Below are 20,925 nucleotides of genomic sequence, written 5' to 3' on the forward strand. Positions count from 1 at the left end.
CTCACTCCATCGGCCGGCGCCGCGGCACTGACATCGTTGCGCGCAGGCAGTGGCATGTGCGGGTAGCAGTGTATCACTGTAAAAAGATGGCAGAGAATGTTTGCATTCCATTTGGAAGTGTCATATAATCTTTTTCTTCAGACGCGGGGTGGAGCAGTCTGGCAGCTCGTCGGGCTCATAACCCGAAGGTCGTAGGTTCAAATCCTGCCCCCGCAACCAGATCGAAAAAGCCGTTGAATGTTCAAGCATTCAACGGCTTTTGCGTTTTTGGCTTCTGTTTCCCCGGCGATCCGCCAAGCTTGGGCTTGCGCCCGGCATTTCTCTCTTTTTCTTCCTCTTGAAAGTAGGGCGCAGACCGGGGCGTTAATCTTTCGCTCAGGTATCGTAGCTTTTTCAAATACAAGTCCTTTTTCCCGATTCATGTCGTAATGGTCTGCTTTGCAGAAACTGCAGCGCTTAAAATAAGCGAGTTTTTTCTGTACAGTCACAGTCGGGTCACCTCGAGAGGGTAAGATTCGACAGTCCCATTGGGAGGGGCAGCCCGTGGGGCGCTGTACAGATAATAGATAACCATAAGATAAATAAAAGAGGCCATCATGAACGGTGAACGCCCGACATTGCATGTCGCATTTGGGGTGGATGAGAATTTCTTCCGGGGGGCCGGAGTCTGCATCGCTTCCATTCTCGACAATAATCCAGACCTCGATCTGGTCTTCCACGTTTTCACTTTCGGTTGCAGTGAGCAGAGCCGCGAGCGCCTAGCGCGCATGTCGCAGGCGCGCGGCGTTCCCATGCATGTGCATTTGCTCGACGAAGGCGTCTTCGCACGTTATCGGCATAATCCTCGCGGAAGCTATTCCAACGCGATATTCACCCGCATCCTGATGCCGGGTGTGCTCAGCGGAACCACCGACCGGGTCTTGTATGTCGACGCCGACATCCTGTGCCGGGGCAGTCTGGCCGAGTTGGTGACGCAGGATCTCGGCGAAAGCGTCGCCGCGGCGGCGGCCGATGTCCATACCATTGCCCAGCGGCGCATCGGCGCGATGGGGTTGGAAGGGGATTTCTATTTCAATTCAGGCCTGCTGCTGATCGATGTCGCCAATTGGAACCGGGCGCGCATCACCGAACGCGCCATCGAGCTGATCGGCAGCGGCGAATACGCGCTCGATTATCCCGACCAGGATGCCCTGAACAAAGTCGCCGAACATCGTGTGATGAGGTTGCATCCTAAATGGAACGTGATGTTCTCGCTGTTGGGTAGCCTGCGCGCATGCCGCCAGAAATTGCGCATTTCAGATGACGCCGTGATGCTGCATTTTGGCGGGCCACTAAAACCCTGGCACAACTGGTCGCACGGCTGCGCGCAAGACATGTTCCTGCGTTACCAAAAGGGTTCGGGCTGGGCAGATGTTTCGTTGGATGCGCCGAGAACCTACAAGCAGATGCATCAATGCGCCACCTTCCATCGCGGGCACGGCAAATATGTCCAGGCGATGATCTGGTACGGCGCCTACCTGCGCAAGAAGTTGTCTTTCATGCTGCAGGGGGCGGCTGCAGCGGCCTTGCTGGCGGCCGTGTGCCTTCCGGAGAGCCTCGCCGGTGGCGCATGCTGGGTGGGCCTGGCGCCAGGCCTCGGCTGAATGTCCACTCCGGCCGGAGGCGCTCTCGTGGAAACGACCGATGCCGTGTTAGCATCCCCGCATCTTTAAGGAGGCATCAATGGAAACACCGGATCCGTGGATTGAACGCGCCGATGAACTCAAGGCGCACATCGAGGTTTTGCTGGAAACCCAGCTCAACGAGTATGAACAGATGGTCGCCAAGCTGGAGCAATGGAAGCAGAATCCAGCCGGGCCCTGGCTGACCATGGCCGATTACGAGCCCTGGCAGACTGCGCTGAAGAATCTGGAAGCGGCGCAGCGGGAATTCGATTTGCACATCAATTCGCGCGAGAAGTGAATGCCCATGCCCGTCGGCGCCAAGGCGTCGGCGCGGCGATATGGATCAGGAAGGCGGGGTTCCGGTTTGCACGGAACCCCGCCTTTGTTTTTGGCCCGGGCAATGGCCGCTACAGGACAAATCCAAAACGCTTGCTGCGCGACAGGTAAAGGAACGGCAAGGTCAGCGCCAGGCTCAGCGTTACGGCGAAGATGAACATGCGCGTGCCGTCCGGGATGCCCAGTTTGCTGCCGATTACCATGCAACCCGGATGCAGCAGGTACAGCGCCGAGGAGATCTTGCCGAGCGGCCACGCGCTCTGGAATGGCCGGGCTTGCCTGACCTTGGCGAAGAAGGCCGGGCACACCAGCAGCAGGCCGGCGTACATGTCGAAACCGCGGCGGTTCTCGGCGTGGAACCAGGCCAAGGATATTTCGATGAACATCAGTCCCAGCCCCAGCGCCAGGATGGCGTTGGCGTGGCGCTCCAGGTAGCCGGCGATGGCATCGTAGTGGTAGCCGATGATGACGAAAGGCAGCCCGAAGAACAGCACATTGCGGTACAGCGCGTAGGACAGGGCGCCGTTGTATGCATAGTGGGCGACATACTGGATCGTGCAACCCACGGCATACAGGGCCAGCGCCAGTCCCAGGGCGAACCGGCTGCCGCGCTCGCGGATGCCGATGACGATCGCGCCCGCCATGATCAACGCCGACAGGTACCACAGGTGCCAGTGGCCGAACACGATCTCGCCGGCGAGATAGGCCAGGTTGAGCGGGAAGGCATAGCCGCCCGCCTGCGGCACATAGAGCGGCGAATAGAGCGCCATCCAGAACAGGTAGAGCAGGAGCACGCGCCTGAACCACTGCGCGTTGTCCTTCAACGCCCCGGTCTTGGGCATGAAATAGCCGTTGAGGATGAAGAACATCGGCACCGCCACGCGCAGGAAGCCATTGTAGAGATAGTAGGAGCCGGCCTGGCTGATCTCGCGGAAGATGTTGCAGTGCAGCGCCACCACCATCAGCGCCAGCGATATTTTCAGCACGTCGATGGATGCGTTTCTCACGGTCGGTTCCTCTCTGCTCGCATGGTGGATGGCGCGTGCCATGAGCATTGACCGGATGCCAACCGGATTCGTTCTGGAAATCCTTACATAATTTCGCAGTGCGTCAATTGGCGTGTGTTTGGGTTAATCGGAGGCGCCATTGTCGAGCTTGCCTGCCCGGCTTTTTTCGGAGGGGGCGAGCGTGGCCGCGGGAAATGAGGTGTAATGTCGCTTGTGTTGCGTCAAGCGTGCATACCGCGCGTGCTGATCGCGCTTCCTATAGCGTAAACGGCCGACGCAGGTCCCGGCCGTCGATCAGCGGCCACCGGGGAAATCCTATCCGGCCAGCCCAGGCGCCGCGCCGGCCGTGTGGTGGCACGGCGCTTGCTGCTGAGCTGGCGGGATCTGTCGTCGCCACAGGCGGCGAAGATTCCGGAATTGAACAGGCAAACATCATCATGAACGCACATCTCAAAACGGCAACGTCGGAACCGACGAAGCAAACGCTGGATATCCTCAAGACCCTCATCGGTTTCAACACCATCAGCCGCGAATCCAACCTTGGATTGATCGAATGGGTTCGCGATTACCTCGAACGCCACGGCGCCAGGACGCGCCTGACCTACGATGCCGAAAGGCGCAAAGCCAACCTGTTTGCAACCATTACGGGTGCGGCGGAAGGCAAGTCCGCATTCGGCACCGTGTTTTCCGGCCATACCGACGTGGTGCCGGTCAAGGGGCAGAACTGGGACACCGATCCCTTCGTCGCCCACGTCGCCGACGGCAAGCTGTTCGGCCGCGGCGCCTGCGACATGAAGGGCTTCATCGCCGTCTGCCTGGCGCGCTTGCCGGCGCTCGACCAGGGGCGCTTGCACACGCCGCTGCATTTCTCGTTCTCGTACGATGAGGAAGTCGGTTGCCTGGGCGTACGCGAATTGCTGGCCGACTTGCAGCGCAACGACATCCGGCCCACCGGCGTCATCATCGGCGAGCCGACCTCGATGCAGGCCGTGATCGCGCACAAGGGCAAGCGCTCCTACCGCTGCTCGGTGCATGGCCATGCGGCGCATTCCTCATGCCCGCACCTGGGCATCAACAGCATCGATTTCGCCGCGATGATGCAGCTGAAAATCCGCGAGATCGCCATGCGCGTGCGCGATTCGGAAGCCCGGGATTACGACTTCGATGTGCCGTATTCCTCCATCGTCACCACCATGTCCAATGGCGGCAACGCGCCCAACATCATTCCCGACAAGGCCGAGTTCGTGTTCGAACATCGCTTCTTGCCGGGTGTCGACCCGCAGCAGGTGTTCGAGGAAGTGAAGTCGTATGCGCAAAAGGAAATCGTGCCGCAGATGGCCATCGACGGCGCCCAGGGCCGCATCGAGTTCGAGACCCTGACCGCATATCCCTGCATGAGCACCGCGGCCGACGATCCGATCGTCGCCGCCGCGCTGCGCATCCTTGGCAGCGAACGCGCGCGCAAGGTCGGCTTCGGCACCGAAGGCGGCCTGTTCGGCGAAGCCGGCATGCCGGCCGTGATCTGCGGCCCGGGCGACATCGTCCAGGCCCACAAGCCCAATGAATTCGTCACGCTGGAGCAGTTGGCGCGTTGCGAAAGCTTCTTCGACAACTACTTGGCCTCGGCCAACCTGGACGCGGCCTGAGTTTTATCAAGGCCCCAAAAGCAAAGGCGCTTGCCCCTCAAGGGCAAGCGCCTTTTTCATTCCGCTTGGCCAGTGTCAGGCGGCCAGCCTGGGACGTTTCCGTTTATCCAGCGAGGCCGACAACGCCACGGTGGCCAGGCCCAGCAAGGCCACGGCCGAGCCGATCAGCGGCAAGTCGGTCAACGGCAAGCCGATGGAAATCGCCACACCGCCCAGCCAGGCGCCGGTGGCATTGCCGAGGTTGAACGCGCCCTGGTTCAGGGTCGAGGCCAGATTGGGGGCGCCGCGCGCGGTATCGAGCACCCGCACCTGCGCCGCCGGCACCACCGCGAAAGCGAATGCGCCCCAGGCGAACATGGTCACCAGGGTCGGCCATTTGTAGTGGCTGGTCCAGGAGAACAAGCCCAGCACGATGGCGATGCACAGGAAGATCGCGCACATCACCGGCATCAGTTTCCAGTCCGCCAGCTTGCCGCCGACCAGGCCGCCGACCGTGATGCCGGCGCCGAACAGCAGCAGCACCCAGCTTTCCTGTTGCACGGTGAAGCCGGTCACGTCCAGCAGGATGTAGGCGATATAGGTGATCACGCTGAACATGCTGATCGAGGCCAGCGTCGAGGTCAGCAGCGAGAGCTGCACCTGCGTGGCCATGATGGAACGGAATTCCTGGAAGATGTTGCCGCCTTGCATGGCGATCTTTTTCGGCAGCAGCGTCCATAGCAGGATCGCCGCCAGCACGCCGATGCCGGTCACCGCGCCGAAGGTGGAGCGCCAGCCGGCCGCGTGGCCGAACGCCGTACCCAGGGGGACGCCGAGGATATTGGCCACCGTCAGCCCGGTGAACATCAGCGCCACCGCCTGGGCGCGCTTATCGGGCGCGACCAGTTCGGCCGCCACCACCGAGCCGATGCCGAAGAACGCCGCGTGGCAGAACGCCGTGACGACCCGCGCCACCATCAGGAAAGCGTAGCTGGGCGCGATCGCGCACAGGATATTGCCAAGGATGAACAAGCTCATCAGCCCGACCAGCGCCTGCTTGCGCGGCCACTTGGCCGTCACGATGGCCAGGATCGGGGCGCCGGCGGCCACCCCCAGCGCATAGCCGGAAACCAGCATGCCGGCCGCCGGCGCCGAGACGCCAAGGTCGCGCGCGACGTCGGGCAGCAGGCCCATGATGACGAATTCAGTGGTGCCGATGCCGAAGGCGGCGATGGCGAGGGCGAACAAGGGCCAGTTCATGCGGATTCCAGGGAGGAAGGAAAGCGCAGCGGGAATCGCCGCGCGAAGCCGCAAGTTTACCGTCTGGCTGGAAATATTGCAGGCCGGGAAGCAAGCCTGCCGTCATTTGGCAACAGGAACGGGTCAGGCCGGACCGGCCGCCAGCGGCCGCGCCATCCAGTTCCTGAGCATGGACAGCAGCGCGCCATACGCCGGCAGGAAGAAGAGCAGGCTGATGGCGATCTTGAAGCAGTAGTCGACCACCGCGATTTCCACCCAATGCGCGGCCATGAAGGCGTCGTTGCTACGCCAGAAGGCGATCGAGAAGAAGGCCAGCGTGTCGCTGGCGTTGCCGAACAGCATGGACACCGAGGGCGCCAGCCACCAGCGCCGGCTGGCGCGCAGGCGATTGAACACCTGCACGTCAAGGATCTGGCCCAATGCATAGGCCATGAAACTGGCCAGCGCGATGCGCGCCACGAACAGGTTGAAATGCGCCAGCGCCCCGAAGCCTTGCCACTGGCCCATGTAGAACAGCGCCGACACCACATAGGAAACAAACAACGCCGGCAGCATCACCGCCAGGATGATGCGCCGGGCCAGCGGCGCGCCGAAGAAGCGCACCGTCAGGTCGGTCGCCAGGAAGATGAACGGAAAGCTGAACGCACCCCAGGTGGTATGGAAGCCGAAGATCGACACCGGCAACTGCACCAGATAATTGCTGGAGATGATCACCAGCAGGTGGAATAGCGAAAGCCAGGCCAGCACGGCCGTGTGCCGGCGCAGATCGATAGTTGTCATATGGACCTTTTTGATGAATGGGGTTAGGGAACCCATGGACGAAAATCCCGCACGCAGCGCGGGATGTGAAGGGCGCTACTTTACCATACCGCGCCCAGGCTCACGCGTTGCAGGCGCGTTCACCCGGGCGATGCCGGGCGGCGGGCGCCATTGACCGCCAGGTAGACCGCATACAGCGAGGTCGTCGCGGTGATGAACAGGCGATTGCCGCGCGGCCCGCCGAACGTCACGTTGGATACCACTTCCGGCATCAGGATCTTGCCCAGCAAGGCGCCGTCGGGCGCATAGCAATGCACGCCATCGCCGGCCGAAGTCCAGATATTGCCGCGTTCGTCCAGGCGGAAGCCATCAGCCAGGCCGGGATCGATGGTGGCGAACACCCGGCCGCCGGTAAGCCGTTGGCCATCCGTCACATCGAACTCGCGGATATGGTGCGGGCCGTCCTCGCGGTGGGTCTGGCCGGTGTCGGCGATGTACAGCTTCGATTCGTCCGGCGAGAAGGCCAGTCCGTTGGGGCGCTCCATGTCGCCGACGACGAGGGCGAGTTCGCCGCTGGCGCCGTCGATGCGGTAGACGTTGCAGGCGCCGATTTCGGTGTCCGCCCGGTAGCCTTCGTAGTCGCTGTTGATGCCGTAGTCGGGATCGGTGAACCAGATCGAGCCATCCGACTTCACCACCACGTCATTGGGCGAATTCAGGCGCTTGCCCTGCCAGTGCGAAGCCAGCGTAGTGATGCTGCCGTCGTGCTCGGTGCGCACCACTGCGCGCGCGCCATGCAGGCAGCCGACGATGCGGCCTTCCCGGTCCAGCGTATTGCCGTTGTTGAAATCGGACGGCTGGCGGAACACGCCGGCCCCCGCGCCTTCGGACCAGCGCAGCAGGCGGTTGTTGGGGATGTCGCTCCACACCAGCTCCTGCGTGGCCGGCAGCCACACCGGGCCTTCGGTCCAGCGGCTGCCGGTATGCAGGCAATCGAGCCGGGCCGTGCCGATCACCAGGCGGCGAAAGCGGGCATCGATATGCAGGTAGGGCGAAACGGCGGGGGCGGCAATGGCGGGTGCGACGGGAACGGTCATGGAGTCTCCTGGTTTTTGCCGTGATGATAACCTGCGTGTCGCCGGACGGCCGGCCGCGCGGAAATTCTTGCCGCTCACGCAATGAGCGTGCGGCCAGCGGTCAGGTTGATGCATATCAAGGCGCCCATTTGCCGCCGCGCCTATCCTGCAGTCTCCAATCAATCCCTGTTCGCCCGACGCAGCGGCTCGCGGTGCATTGCGCCTGTCGCGCATCCTGCCGGCCATGCGCCCGGGCGGCTGGCCAGGAGCATCCCATGCAAGTCGCCCATCCGTCATTGACGCCCGATTCCGCCAGCCTGGCAGGCATGAGCAAGAGCGTGCTGCGCAAGATGGACCAGCGCGGCCCGCGTTACACGTCCTATCCGACCGCCGACCGCTTCTCCGGCGATTTCGCTGTCGCCGACTACCTGCACGCCGTCTCCGACCGCCGCAGCATGGGGGCCTGGCGCGCGCTGTCGCTGTACCTGCACATCCCGTTCTGCGACACCATCTGCTACTACTGCGCCTGCAACAAGATCGTCACCAGGAACCGCGCCAAGGCCGCGCTCTACCTGAGTTACCTCAAGCGCGAGATCAGCATGCAGGGCTCGCTGTTCTCCGGCATGAACCAGGTCGAACAACTGCATTTCGGCGGCGGCACGCCGACCTACCTGTCGGATGGGCAGATGGGCGACCTGATGGCGCACATCCGCAAGAGCTTCACGCTGGCGCCGGACAATGTGGGCGAATACTCCATCGAGATCGACCCGCGCACCGTGTCGGTCGAACGCGTGCAGTCGCTGCGCGCGCAGGGCTTCAACCGCATCAGCCTGGGCGTGCAGGATTTCGATCCCGAGGTGCAGCGCGCCGTCAACCGGGTGCAGTCCGAGGAGCAGACGCTGGAAATCATCCGCGCCGCGCGCGCGGCCGGTTTCCGCTCGGTCAGCATCGACCTGATCTACGGCTTGCCGAAGCAGAATGTGATGTCGATGTCGCGCACGCTGGCCAAGGTGGTCGCGGCCAGCCCCGACCGCATTGCCGTCTACAACTACGCCCACATGCCGCAGTTGTTCAAGACGCAACGGCAGATCAATGAAGACGACCTGCCCGGTGCCGACAGCAAGCTCGACATGCTGTCGCTGTGCATCCGCCAGCTGAGCGCGGCCGGTTACGTCTACATCGGCATGGACCATTTCGCCAAGCCCGCCGACGATCTTGCGGTGGCCCAGCGCCAGGGCCGCCTGCACCGCAATTTCCAGGGCTACTCAACCCATTCGGAAAGCGACCTGGTGGCTTGCGGCGTGTCGGCCATCAGCGCCGTGGGCGGCAGCTACAGCCAGAACGAGAAGACCCTGGACGATTACTACGCGCGCCTGGAAAACGCCACGCTGCCGATTGCCCGCGGCATCCGGCTCGGCATGGACGACGTGCTGCGGCGCCTGATCATCCAGCGCCTGATGTGCAACTTCGAGCTGTCGATCAGCTCGCTGGAGATCGCCTATCCGATCGTCTTCCGCGAATACTTCGCGGCCGAGATGGAAAAGCTGCAGGCGCTGGAGGCGGACGGCCTGCTCCGGATCGAGCCGGAATGGATCACGGTCGAGCCCAAGGGCCGCCTGCTGATCCGCAACATCTGCATGGTGTTCGACCGCTACCTGGCGCAGGACCGCGAGCAAGCCGCGCCGCAGCGTTATTCGCAGACGCTCTGAGCCGCCGCGCCATCCGGCGTGACGATCGGCGGCAAGGCGGGGGAGATTCAGGCCAGCGCGCGCGCGCCGGGCGGCAGGCAGGCGTCCACGCCGGCGGCCAGCTTCTTCAGCGCCGCCAGGTCCACCACTTCCACATCGCGTTGTTCCACCGCCAGCAAGCCCTGCTTGCGGAACCTGGAGATCAGGCGGCTGATGCTTTCGATGGTCAGGCCAAGATAGTTGCCCACGTCCTGGCGCGTCATGCGCAACTGGAAGCGGGTCGGCGAATAGCCGCGCGCCGCGTAGCGTGAAGACAGGTTGACCAGGAAGGCCGCGAAGCGCTGTTCGGCGCGCATGTTCCCCAGCAGCATGATGACGTTTTGCTCGCTGGTGATTTCATGGCTCATGATGCGGTGGAAATGGCGCAGCAGGTGCGGGATCTGGCCGAACAGCTGTTCCAGGCGCGCAAACGGGATCTCGCATACTTCGCTGTCTTGCAAGGCCACGGCGTCGCACTGGTGGCGTTCGGTGCTGATGGCATCCATGCCCAGCAGTTCTCCGGGCATCTGGAAGCCGGTGATCTGGCGGTCGCCGTCGAGGTTTTCCTGATAAGTCTTGAAATGGCCCACGCGCACCGCGTACAGCGACGTGAAGCGGTCGCCGATGCGGTACAGGAAGTCGTCGCGCGCCACTTTGCGGCGGCCGATGATCTTGTCCAGGCGCTTCATGTCGGACTCGTCCAGGCCCATCGGCAGGCACAACTGGTGCATGCCGCAAGCGGTGCAGCTGCGCAGGGCCGAGCTGCTGGCGGCTTCGCGCGCGGCGGTCAGGGGAGAGTGGCAAGACTGGTTCATACGATGTTCCCGGCAGACATGTTGCGATATTCGATGGCCCTCATTTTAAGTCTGCGCGACAGGCGCGAAGCGGCGCCATGGCGGAATCAGGCGGCATTTCTTGCGCCAGATCAAACAAGCGGCAAGTAATCGGGAAAAGTTGCCGGCAGGTAGGCAAGGCGGCGCGCGATAAAAGGAAGAGGGGAAGGGAGAGGGGCGGTCTTGATGGGGGGATTGGGCGGTATCGCGGAGTTACCGGGGATCCGCGACTGCCCTTCCATGTGACCGTCTTGTTGTTGAACGTCAAACTGCAGGTGCTGCAGGTATTGCTCAGGCCGGGCTTGCCGCAGTGACTGCCACGGGCATTTCAGGCAGCGGCAGCGGCTTGCTGGTGGGACGGCCGCGGAAATCGGTCCAGCACAGGCGGTTGAAGTCGTACAGCTTGCAGCGGCGCGCGGTGTCGAAATACCAGCGCCACGAAAACTTCTGGATCACGATGCGGCCGGGCAGCATGGTTTCCAGTTTCTTCTGCGCCTGCTTCAGGCGGTACAGCGGCACGCTCATGTCCACATGGTGCGCGGTGTGTTCCATGATGTGGTGCAGCAGCGCGCCCCAGTGGCGGCCGAAGGTCAGGTGCACGGTGGTGGAGACGAAGGGCTGGGCCGCAGCCCAGGTGGTCTTGTCCTGGTACCACGCCACCGAGGTATGCGTGTGGTGCACATAGACCACGAAGCCGATCATCGCCTTCCAGAACAGGATGGGGAGGGCGAAGCCGGCAATGAACAGGCTCCAGAACGACTGGCCGGTCGCCTGCGCCGCCCAGGCCAGTCCGGCGATCCACGCCGCCGCCGCCAGGCTGACCAGCACGCCGTCCCACATGAACTCGGCGCGGCGGGTGGGCATCTGCTTCTTCGAGGGGAAGTACATGCGCTTCCACCACATATCCACCAGGTAGTACAGGCCGGGCGCCCAGCCGCTGCGGTAGAGGCGCTCCAGTTGCCGGCGCCAGCGCGGCAGGGCGCGGAATTCCTCGATGGTGCGCGGTTGCCAGACGAAGTCGAAACCCTTCAGGTTGGTATAGCCGTGATGCACCACGTTGTGGCCGATCGCCCACAGGCTGTAAGGCGTCAGCGAGGGCATGAACAGGATACGGCCCAGCCAGGTATTGAGTTTGCGGTTGGGGGTGAAGCTCTGGTGGCAGGCATCGTGGCCGAGGATGAACAGGCGGCCGATGACGAAACCGGTCGCCATGCCCAGCAGGATCTTGCCGATCAGCCACGGCATCCAGACGATGGCTGCCAGTCCCAGGCCGAACAGGCAGTAATCGATGGCTGACAGCCAGAGCGCAATGGCGGTGCTGCGCTGGCTGATCGGGATCACCCAGGAACGGATGACCTTGCGGTGCGGCATCGGTGCGCCGGGCGCCACCGGCGTGGTATGCGAAGTTGTCGGCATCGTGATGGAACCTCTTCTTGCTTAAGGGACGGACGGCGGAGCGGGTCAGAAGCGATAGCCGACGCCGACGCCGAACAGCCAAGGATCGATCCTGACGGTGCTGACCTTGGCGCCGCCGACCTTCACGTCGCTGCGGATCTGGACTTTCTTGAGATCGAAGTTGATCAGCCAGTGCCGGTCGATCTTGATGTCCAGGCCGGCCTGCAGGGCGCCGCCGATGCTGTGGTTGTCCAGTTCGGCCGCGCCGCCCAGCACGTTGACGTTGGAAACGCGGGTGTAGTTGAGGCCGGCGCCGACATAAGGCGAAAAGCGCGACTCCGGCGTGAAGTGGTATTGCAGCAGCAGGGTCGGCGGCAATTGCTTGAAGCTGCCGATGTTCCGGCCGGAAAGGCGCACGTCGTGCTTCTGCGGATAGGTCAGGATCAGCTCGGCCGCGATGTGCGGGGTGAAGAAGTAGCTGATGTCGATTTCGGGGATGGTCTTGGAGCTCACGGTCAACTGGTCCGCCTGGGTGGTCACGCCGGCGACTGGATCGGATTTGTTGTCGGGGCTGATATTGACGGCGCGCAGGCGCACCAGCCAGGGGCTTTGCGCTTCCTGCGCAAAGGCGGCGGGAGCGGCGAAGGAGGTAGCGAAGGCCGCGGCTGCGGCGGCGATGGTCACGAGTTTTTTCACGGGCTTTTACCTGACGGTTGACGATGCCCGAAAGGTACGCGTGAAGCGAGGCAGCGGCTTTGATGCTGATCAAGCGGCAGGAATTCGAACTTGCTGGAAATGTGAGGGGAATCGGTATGGATGTGGTGTTTTTCTGCAGGATGGTATGCAGGCGAATGTAAAAAAACGGCCCGCAAGATTGCGGGCCGCTTCTGTTTCGTCGGTACTACTGTTCGCCGCTTATTCTTTGTAACGCGCTTCGCGCGCCAGCTTGGTCAGATTCTCCGGATCTTCGAAGGCCTTGTAATAGGCGTTGAGCGCCGGGGCGCCGCCCAGGTGGGCGTACAGCACGCGCTGGCCCTTGAAGTGGCCCTTCTTGGCCATGTCGATCAGGCCGTCGATGGATTTGCCTTCATATACCGGGTCGGTCAGCATCGCTTCCATTTCGGCGGCGGTGCGGATGGCGGCGATGGTCTGTTCGCTCGGCAGGCCGTAGGCCGGGCCGCTGTAGTCGGGAATGATTTCGATGTCGGCGTCTTTCAACACCACCTTCTTGCCGCCCTTGGAGGCGATCAGTTCGCAGGTGTCGTTGGCGATCTTGGTGACCGCGCGGCGGGTCATCGCCTCGTCGTCGGCGGTGTCGATGCCGATCACGCGGCGGCGCTTGTCCTGCGCGGCGAAGCCGACCACCATGCCGGCTTGGGTGGAGCCGGTACAGGTCGCCACCACGATGTTGTCGAAGAAGATGCCCAGTTGCTGTTCCTGCATCGCCACTTCATCGGCGAAGTTGGCGTAGCCCAGGCCGCCCAGCGGGTGGTCCGAAGCGCCGGCCGGGATCGGGTAGGGCTTGCCGCCCTTGGCGCGCACTTCTTCCAGTGCGCGGGTCCAGGTGTCTTTTTCGGTGGTCGAGTAACCGTAGCCGCCCATGATCGGGTTACCGCCCATGATGCGGGTCAGGAGGATGTTGCCGACCTTGTCGTAGACCGGGTCGTCCCATTCCAGCCAGGTTTCCTGCACGGTGTAGGACTTCATGCCGACCGCGGCCGCGGCTGCGCACACCTGGCGCGTGTGGTTGGACTGGATGTTGCCGATCGAGACCAGCGTGTCGCAGCCCTTGGCCAGCGCATCGGCCACCAGCCATTCCAGCTTGCGGATCTTGTTGCCGCCGAAGGCCAGGCCGGAGGAGACATCGTCGCGCTTGGCCCAGATCTCGGTGCCGAGCATCGCGGACAGGCGCTCCAGTTTGTGGATGGGGGAAGGAAAGAAGCCCAGCGTCTTGCGCGGGAACAGTTTGTCGAGTGCCAGCATAGGGTGCTCCGTCAGGTTCAGGTCGGTGGGAAATCGGTGCGATTCACGTTGAATCGACGGGATCAACTTTACGCCTGCGGTTTTAAATGGTGTTTCCGAATTTATGCCATTATTCGGATTGTTGAAGCGACAGATTTTTATATGTCGAAATAAACATCCATAAAAAACGTCTTTCAGGGAATTTTCATCATGTCACTCGACCGCATGGACAAGCGCATCCTCAAGGCGCTGCAGAAGGACGGCCGCATCGCCAACGCCGAACTGGCCAAGAAGGTCGGCATGAGCGCCACCGCCTGCTGGAACCACACCAAGCGCCTGATGGACGAGGGTTACGTGAAGGATGTGCGCGCCATCCTCGATCCGGAAAAGCTGGGCTTGCCGGTATTGGTGACGGTGGGCGTGGTGCTGGACCGCTCGACGCCGGAAAGCTTCGCCGAGTTCGAGAAGGCGGTGCGCGATATCGCGGCCGTGCAGGAGTGCCTGTTGCTGGCCGGCGAATTCGATTACTGGATCAAGCTGCGCGTCAAAGACCTGCAGGCCTTCAACCGTTTGCATGCCAACACGCTGCTGCGCCTGCCGGGCGTGCGCCAGTTGCGTTCCTTCTTCGTGCTCAACGAAGTCAAGAACAGCTACGAACTCGTGGTCGAGTGAACGATTCGCGGACAGGCTCTATACTATTTCCTTGTATTCCATTCACGAGGATTTTACTAATGACATCTGCCGCTGCCTCTGCCCCATCATCCGAATCGCAACTGCGCACGTTCTACCCGCCCATCGAACCTTACGACCAGGGCTTGCTGGATGTGGGCGACGGCCATCGCGTGTATTGGGAGGTGTGCGGCAATCCGCGCGGCAAGCCGGTGGTGTTGCTGCATGGCGGCCCTGGCGGCGGCATCAGCCCGTCGCACCGGCGCCTGTTCAACCCGGAGAAATACCGCATCGTGCTGTTCGACCAGCGCGGTTGCGGCCGCTCGCTGCCGCATGCCAACCTGGAAGCCAATACCACCTGGGATCTGGTGGCCGATATCGAGCGCCTGCGCGAGATGCTCAAGATCGAGAAATGGCAGGTATTCGGCGGCTCCTGGGGCAGCACGCTGGCGCTGGCCTATTCCCAGACCCATCCCGAACGCGTCACGGAGCTGGTGTTGCGCGGCATTTTCCTGCTGCGCAAGGCGGAGCTGGACTGGTATTACCAGGAAGGCGCGTCATGGATGGCGCCGGACCGCTGGGATGAGTTCCTCGCACCCATTCCCGAGGCCGAGCGCGGCGACCTGATGAGCGCCTACCGCAAGCGCCTGACCGGCGACGACGAGGCCGCCAAGCTGGAGGCGGCGCGCGCCTGGAGCCGTTGGGAGGCCAGCACCATCACGCTGGTGCCCGACGAGCAGATGATCGATTCCTTCAACGACGCCTTGTTCGCGCTGGCCTTTGCGCGCATCGAGAACCATTACTTCGTCAACCGCGGCTTCATGGAAGAAGGGCAGTTGCTGGCCAATGCATCGCGCCTGAAGGGTATTCCGGGCGTGATCGTGCAGGGACGCTATGACCTGGCGACGCCGGCCCGTTCGGCATGGGACCTGGCCAAGGCCTGGCCGGATGCGCAACTGCACATGATTGACAGCGCAGGCCATGCCTACAGCGAACCGGGGATACTGGATAAGCTGATCCGGGCTACCGATGCGTTTGCGGATCGGTGAGATGGTGGGGGATTTTGTTTTGGGGGTAGCAATTTAGTAGTCTGGTCTTGTTGCGTGCAGATGTACTGGCTTTATACTTTTCTTTCTTCGGTCGGAACGGAGCGCCGGGGGCGGCCCGGCAGCCGCTCACTTTTCTTGTCTCGCCAAGAAAAGTAAGCAAAAGAAGGGTTGGAGCACTGCTCCAACAAGGCAACTACCCAGCCCCTTCGGGGTTCCCGACGGATCGGGCAAAAAAATGGGCAAGGCAGAGTCGCTTCGCTCCGACTGCCTTGCTGATCCATTTTTTTGCCCGATCCGCCGGCTGGTTAGATGCGACGTCTTATCCGGCTCGCCTTCGGCATCGCGGTGCTTGCGACTGGCTTGGTTCAAGGAATGGCGCCAATGCGCAACTCCCCTCCCAATCCCGATGCCGTAGGCGAGGCGTTCAGGTTTTCTCCCCTTGTGGGCCAGCCGTTGGAGTGCCATGAAAAATGGATCAGCGAGGCAGTCGGAGCGAAGCGACTCTGCCTCGCCCATTTTTCATGGCGCTCCAACGGGTACCCCGAAGGGGCTGGCACTTAGGGGGCGCCTTTCTTTGCTTACTTTCTTTGGCGAAGCAAAGAAAGTGAGCGGCTGCCGGGCCGCACCCGGCGCTCCGCTCCGACCGAAGAAAGAAAAGCATAGAGCCAGTACATCTGCACGAAGCAAGAGCAGACTACCCTTCCAAAAAAACATCAAACTAATACCCCCACCAACACAAAGCAACTCAGCACGCCCACATATCAGCACACTCACATAGGTGAGCGCATCATCAGCCCTTACAGATCCTTGGCAAGATCCGCCACCAGATAATCAAGAAAGATTTCCACGCTACGCGGCAGGGTGCGCCCGGCCAGCGTCTGCACTTCGACGAAACGGCCGTCGTTGGGGCAGTCGCGGATCGGGCGGATGGTCAGTTCGCCGCTGGCGATGCGGTAGCGCACCGTCACTTCGCCGGTGATGGACAGCGCATCGTTGTCGAGCAGGTAATTGTGCAGCGACTGGATGTAGTTGCTGGTCATCACCGGTTCGATCGCCACATGCTGGCGGCTGCAGGCAATGTCGAACAACTGGCGCAGCGTGGTGGTGGGATCGGGCAGGGCCATCGGATAGGCGCGGATCTGCGACACCGAAATCTGGCGGAAGCGCGCCAGCGGATGGTCGTGCCGCATCACCAGCGAGATCGGCCCCGGCTGGCGGTGCACCACCTTGATTTCCGGCTCCGGCAGGCGCGCGAACGTCAGGCCGATGTCGGCGTTGCCCTCGCGCACCTGGCGCGAGACCACGGCCGGGGCGCCGACGAAGAGCTGGAACACGAAGCCGGGATATTTCTTCTGGAAAGCGTTGATCAGGCGCGGCAGGAAATCGATGGCGAAACCCTCCGACGACGACAGCCTCACGCGGCCGCTGCGCAATCCCTTCAAGGCCTGCAGGTCGGCCACCACGCGATCGGCCTCCAGCGCCACCTTGCGCGCGTGCGCGGCCAGCATTTCCCCGCCGGCCGAGAGCACCATGCCGCGCGGCCGGCGTTCGAACAGCACGGTATCGAGGGCATCTTCCAGGCTGCTGATCTGGCGGCTGATGGCCGAGCTGGCCACATTGAGCCGTTGCGACGCCTCGCTGATCGAGCCGCAACGCACGACTTCCAGGAAATAACGCAGGGCGGTGTCTTGCAGGTGCTGTGATTTCATCGTTGACCTCTTTTCACGCCGGTTGGCGAAGCGCGCCCAGGCAGGCGCAAAAGATTTTCATGGTTTATTTGGTGCGTTCTTCACGGCTTTGGTGCGCCGCCGGACAGAACGCCGGCGCCGAAAATGCTGCATCTGCGCGGCAAGCCATGATCCTGCTGCGATACGGGTTTTCGAGGCGCCAATACATTGTGGTGCACAAACCTATCCATCTCTTTTCGGCAACGGAGGCATAGAAATTTGCTTATTGCGGCATCGATAAAGACCGGCCTAGTATGCCCTCGACGTCGCTGTTTTTTCAAACATTTCTCTTTCACGAAGGGGTTGAAATGAACGCAATGAAGACATCTTTATTGGCCTGGTCGCGATGTGCATTGCTGGCGGCAGGCGCCGCCGCATCGTTTTCCGCGATGGCCAACAAGGCCAATGACACACTGGTGTATGCGTCCGACAGCGAAGTCGAAAACATCAGCCAGTACCACAACAACCTGCGCGAAGGCGTGATCCTGGCCCACCTGATCTGGGACACCCTGATCTACCGCGATCCCAAGACCAACGAGTACAAGCCGCAGCTGGCCACCGCCTGGAAATGGGAGTCGCCCACCGCGCTGGTGCTGGATCTGCGCCAGGGCGTGCAATTCCAGAACGGCGACAAGTTCAGCGCCGACGACGTGGTGTTTACCTTCAACTATGTGGTGTCGCCCGAGTCCAAGGCGGTCACGCGCCAGAACACCGACTGGATCAAGAGCGCCGACAAGCTGGGCGACTACAAGGTGCGCATCAACCTGAAGGCGCCGTTCCCGGCGGCGCTGGAATACCTGGCCGGCCCGCTGCCGGTCTATCCGGCGGCTTACTTCAAGAAGGTCGGCCTGGACGGTTTCGCCAAGGCGCCGATCGGCACCGGGCCCTACAAGGTCACCAGCGTGACGCCGGGGCAGGGCGTGACCCTGGTGAAGAACGCCAACTACTTCAAGGACAGCCCGCAGGGCCAGCCCAGCATCGGCAACATCAAGTTCGTGGTGATCCCCGATCCGGAAACCCGCGCGGCGCAACTGATGACCGGCGCCATCGACTGGATCTGGCGCGTGCCGCCCGACCAGGCCGATTCGCTCAAGACCAATCCCAAGCTGACGGTGCAAAGCGGCGAAACCATGCGCATCGGTTTCATCACGCTCGATACCACCGGTTCGTCTTCGCCCAATTCGCCGTTCAAGGACTTGCGCGTACGCCAGGCGGTCAACCATGCGGTCAACCGCAAGGGCTACGCCGACAACCTGATGCGCGGCGGCAGCCAGCCGGTCTATACCGCCTGTTTCCGTACCCAGTTCGGCTGCGATAGCAACGCCGCCATCAAGTTCGACTACAACCCGGCCAAGGCCAAGCAGTTGCTGGCCGAAGCCGGCTATCCCAACGGCTTCGACACCGACATCTACGCCTACCGCGAACGCGAGGTGGCCGAAGCCATCATCGGCGACCTGCACAAGGTCGGCATCCGTGCGCGCCTGCACTACATGAAGTTCGCGGCCCTGCAAAACGAATACCGCAGCGGCAAGACCCCGATGAGCTTCTATTCCTGGGGCTCGTTCTCGATGAACGACACCTCGGCCTTCGCCGGCGTGTACTTCAAGGGCAGCGCCGACGACATCACCAAGGACCCGCAACTGCAGCAATACCTGCAGGTCGCCGACTCCTCGATCGACCCGGCGGTGCGCAAGGCCAACTACACCAAGGCGCAGGAGTTGATTTCCAGGCAAGCCTATGTGGCGCCGATGTTCTCGTATTCGACGTTCTATGCGTACAACGCGCAACTGAAGTTCCAGGGCTATCCGGATGAACTGCCACGGTTCTACGAGGCCAGCTGGAAATAAGCATAGGGCAAGCCGCAAGCGCCGGGCAGGCGCGCAACTTGCAAGCACTGTCCGGCGCGCGACGCCTGCCGCGCAGCCACGATCTTCCTGATGAAGGGAACGCCGCCATGTTGATATTCATCCTGCGCCGTCTGGCCATCGCCCTGTGCGTGGCGCTGACGGTATCCATCGTCAGTTTCTCGCTGCTGCACATGTCGGGCGACCTGGCCACCGCCATTGCCGGGCCCGAATCCAGCGCCGCCCAGGTCGAGCAGATCCGCGTGCAGTTCGGGCTGGACCGGCCGATGGCCACGCAGTACGTGGACTGGCTGGCCAAGGCGGTGCGGCTGGACTTCGGCAACTCCTTCTATTTCAACGGCCCGGTGATGGAGATGATCGCCGAACGCCTGCCGATCACCTTCAAGCTGGGCGGCAGTGCCTTGCTGCTGGCGATCCTGGTGGCCATTCCGCTGGGCGTGCTGGCGGCCATCTACCGCGACACCTGGCTGGATCGCGCGGCGCTGCTGGTGGCGGTGGTGGGGCAGGCCATGCCCAGTTTCTGGTTCGGCCTGACGCTGATCCTGGTGTTTGCCGTCACGCTGCACTGGCTGCCGGTGGCGGGCAATGAAAGCTGGCAGCACTTCATCCTGCCGGCGGTGGCATTGGGCTACTACGCCATGCCGGCGATGATGCGCCTGACCCGCTCCGGCATGCTGGAAGTGCTGGGCTCGGACTACATCCGCACCGCCCGCGCCAAGGGCCTGTCCAAATCCCGGGTGGTATTCAAGCATGCGCTGCGCAACGCGGTCATCCCGGTGGTGGCGCTGGCGGCGGTGGAACTGGGCTTCATGCTGGGCGGCTCGGTGGTGATCGAATCGGTCTACTCGATGCAGGGCCTGGGCCAGCTGGCCTGGGACGCCATCTCGCGCAACGACTATCCGGTGGTGCAGGCGGTGGTGCTGATCATCGCCATGTTCTACATCGGCCTGACCTTCCTGGCCGACATCATCAATGCGCTGCTCGATCCGCGCATCCGCACCCGCTGAACTTGCTGATTCCGCTCAAGGAGCCGACATGACGACCACATCCTCCACCCTGGCGCCGGGCGCGTTGCTGCAGGGCGCATTGAAACCGGCGCCGGCCTGGCGCCGCAAGCTCAACCGCTTCCTCGGCCATCGCGGCCTGACGCTGGGCGCGGTGGTGCTGCTCCTGATCGTGCTGGCGGCGATCTGCGCACCGCTCCTGGCGCCGCATGACCCGTTCAACCAGGATGTCTCGGCGCGGCTGATCCCGCCGGTGTGGAACGCACAGGGCAGTTGGGAGCACATCCTCGGCACCGACAAGCTGGGTCGCGATTATCTGTCGCGGCTGATCTACGGCGCCCGCGTGTCGCTGACGATCGGCATCGCCGCCGCGCTCATCTCGGGCCTGATCGGCACCACGCTGGGGGTGCTGGCCGGTTACTTCGGCGGCCGCACCGACGCCGTCATCAGCTACCTGATCACCACCCGCCTGGCCATGCCGGTGGTGCTGGTGGCGCTGGCGATGGCGTCGCTGGTGGGCGGTTCGCTCAAGGTGGTGATCATCCTGCTGGGCCTGTTGCTGTGGGACCGTTTCGCGGTGGTCACGCGCTCGGCCACGCAGCAGATCCGCGACGCCGAATTCATCGCCGCGGCCAAGTCCATCGGCGCTTCCACGCCCTATATCCTGGCGCGCGAAATCCTGCCCAACATCATGGGCGTGTTGATCGTGGTGGCGACGCTGGAGATGGCCCACGCGATCCTGCTGGAAGCGACTCTTTCCTTCCTCGGCCTGGGCGTGCAACCGCCTACCCCGTCGTGGGGCCTGATGGTCGCGGAAGGCAAGTCCTACATGTTCTTCAAGCCCTGGGTGATCGTCATTCCCGGCCTGGCGCTGGCGGTGCTGGTGCTGGCCATCAACCTGGTGGGCGACGGCATCCGCGACATCAATGCGCCCGATGGCCGCAACTGAGCCGTACCGATCGCAGTC

The 20,925-nt window shown here is 62.7% G+C and carries 18 protein-coding genes and 1 tRNA gene; 10 read left to right on the top strand and 9 right to left on the bottom strand.

The genetic code is table 11. From position 1 onward, the window contains the following. Nucleotides 1–142: 142 nt before the first annotated feature. The 3 genes from FB597_RS01640 (at nt 143) to FB597_RS01650 (ending at nt 1,962) form a co-directional block, all read left to right on the top strand. A tRNA-Met gene (locus tag FB597_RS01640) sits at nt 143–219 on the top strand. A gap of 377 nt (nt 220–596) precedes the next feature. Next, complete coding sequence (locus FB597_RS01645; protein ID WP_144767763.1) at nt 597–1,643, top strand: glycosyltransferase family 8 protein; 1,047 nt, start codon at nt 597–599, stop codon at nt 1,641–1,643. A gap of 79 nt (nt 1,644–1,722) precedes the next feature. Next, entirely contained in the window at nt 1,723–1,962 is a 240-nt protein-coding gene (locus tag FB597_RS01650) for a hypothetical protein (RefSeq protein WP_141913098.1), read from the top strand. A 109-nt stretch (nt 1,963–2,071) separates the two neighbouring features. Here the strand turns inward: FB597_RS01650 and FB597_RS01655 are convergent, their stop codons facing one another. Further along, on the bottom strand, nt 2,072–3,007 hold the full coding sequence (locus FB597_RS01655) for an acyltransferase family protein (RefSeq protein WP_186442722.1): 936 nt from the start codon (nt 3,005–3,007) through the stop codon (nt 2,072–2,074). Between the two features lie 437 nt (nt 3,008–3,444). On the opposite strand from FB597_RS01655, the gene argE reads away from it, so the two are divergent. Then, on the top strand, nt 3,445–4,653 hold the full coding sequence (gene argE, locus FB597_RS01660) for an acetylornithine deacetylase (RefSeq protein WP_144767767.1): 1,209 nt from the start codon (nt 3,445–3,447) through the stop codon (nt 4,651–4,653). Between the two features lie 75 nt (nt 4,654–4,728). Here argE and FB597_RS01665 read toward each other — a convergent pair whose 3' ends face one another. The 3 genes from FB597_RS01665 to FB597_RS01675 form a co-directional block, all read right to left on the bottom strand. Beyond that, entirely contained in the window at nt 4,729–5,892 is a 1,164-nt protein-coding gene (locus FB597_RS01665) for an MFS transporter (RefSeq protein WP_144767770.1), read from the bottom strand. Between the two features lie 123 nt (nt 5,893–6,015). Beyond that, nucleotides 6,016–6,672 carry a 7-cyano-7-deazaguanine/7-aminomethyl-7-deazaguanine transporter gene (locus tag FB597_RS01670; protein ID WP_144767772.1) on the bottom strand — a complete coding sequence of 219 codons (657 nt, stop codon included), beginning with the start codon at nt 6,670–6,672 and terminating at the stop codon, nt 6,016–6,018. A 119-nt stretch (nt 6,673–6,791) separates the two neighbouring features. Further along, nucleotides 6,792–7,748, bottom strand: a complete 957-nt coding sequence (locus tag FB597_RS01675; protein ID WP_144767774.1) for an SMP-30/gluconolactonase/LRE family protein — start codon at nt 7,746–7,748, stop codon at nt 6,792–6,794. 254 nt (nt 7,749–8,002) lie between these two features. On the opposite strand from FB597_RS01675, the gene hemN reads away from it, so the two are divergent. Then, the gene (gene hemN, locus FB597_RS01680; protein ID WP_144767776.1) at nt 8,003–9,436 is read left to right on the top strand and encodes an oxygen-independent coproporphyrinogen III oxidase; all 1,434 of its coding nucleotides are present in this window, start codon (nt 8,003–8,005) and stop codon (nt 9,434–9,436) included. A gap of 47 nt (nt 9,437–9,483) precedes the next feature. Here the strand turns inward: hemN and fnr are convergent, their stop codons facing one another. The 4 genes from fnr to FB597_RS01700 form a co-directional block, all read right to left on the bottom strand. After that, entirely contained in the window at nt 9,484–10,269 is a 786-nt protein-coding gene (gene fnr / locus FB597_RS01685; protein ID WP_141913105.1) for a fumarate/nitrate reduction transcriptional regulator Fnr, read from the bottom strand. Between the two features lie 309 nt (nt 10,270–10,578). Then, nucleotides 10,579–11,658, bottom strand: a complete 1,080-nt coding sequence (locus FB597_RS01690; RefSeq protein WP_144768362.1) for a fatty acid desaturase — start codon at nt 11,656–11,658, stop codon at nt 10,579–10,581. A gap of 90 nt (nt 11,659–11,748) precedes the next feature. Beyond that, on the bottom strand, nt 11,749–12,378 hold the full coding sequence (locus tag FB597_RS01695; protein ID WP_144767778.1) for an OmpW family protein: 630 nt from the start codon (nt 12,376–12,378) through the stop codon (nt 11,749–11,751). 219 nt (nt 12,379–12,597) lie between these two features. Then, nucleotides 12,598–13,665: a 1-aminocyclopropane-1-carboxylate deaminase gene (locus FB597_RS01700; RefSeq protein WP_141913107.1), complete on the bottom strand. Its 1,068-nt coding sequence runs from the start codon at nt 13,663–13,665 to the stop codon at nt 12,598–12,600. A 189-nt stretch (nt 13,666–13,854) separates the two neighbouring features. Here FB597_RS01700 and FB597_RS01705 point away from each other — a divergent pair, with 189 nt between their 5' ends. Next, complete coding sequence (locus FB597_RS01705; RefSeq protein ID WP_141913108.1) at nt 13,855–14,316, top strand: Lrp/AsnC family transcriptional regulator; 462 nt, start codon at nt 13,855–13,857, stop codon at nt 14,314–14,316. Between the two features lie 59 nt (nt 14,317–14,375). Then, entirely contained in the window at nt 14,376–15,362 is a 987-nt protein-coding gene (gene pip, locus FB597_RS01710) for a prolyl aminopeptidase (protein WP_144767780.1), read from the top strand. A gap of 797 nt (nt 15,363–16,159) precedes the next feature. Here pip and FB597_RS01720 read toward each other — a convergent pair. Next, nucleotides 16,160–17,071 (bottom strand): LysR family transcriptional regulator, encoded by a 912-nt coding sequence (locus FB597_RS01720; RefSeq protein WP_144767784.1) that lies wholly within the window; start codon nt 17,069–17,071, stop codon nt 16,160–16,162. Between the two features lie 326 nt (nt 17,072–17,397). On the opposite strand from FB597_RS01720, the gene FB597_RS01725 reads away from it, so the two are divergent. From FB597_RS01725 to FB597_RS01735, 3 genes are all read left to right on the top strand, one after another. Next, complete coding sequence (locus FB597_RS01725; protein ID WP_141913111.1) at nt 17,398–18,936, top strand: ABC transporter substrate-binding protein; 1,539 nt, start codon at nt 17,398–17,400, stop codon at nt 18,934–18,936. 107 nt (nt 18,937–19,043) lie between these two features. After that, nucleotides 19,044–19,961 carry an ABC transporter permease gene (locus FB597_RS01730; RefSeq protein WP_141913112.1) on the top strand — a complete coding sequence of 306 codons (918 nt, stop codon included), beginning with the start codon at nt 19,044–19,046 and terminating at the stop codon, nt 19,959–19,961. 28 nt (nt 19,962–19,989) lie between these two features. Continuing rightward, on the top strand, nt 19,990–20,907 hold the full coding sequence (locus FB597_RS01735; RefSeq protein ID WP_141913113.1) for an ABC transporter permease: 918 nt from the start codon (nt 19,990–19,992) through the stop codon (nt 20,905–20,907). Nucleotides 20,908–20,925: the final 18 nt, after the last annotated feature.

The organism is Herbaspirillum sp. SJZ099 (assembly GCF_007828355.1).
In the GTDB taxonomy this organism is placed as follows: Bacteria; Pseudomonadota; Gammaproteobacteria; order Burkholderiales; family Burkholderiaceae_D; genus Herbaspirillum.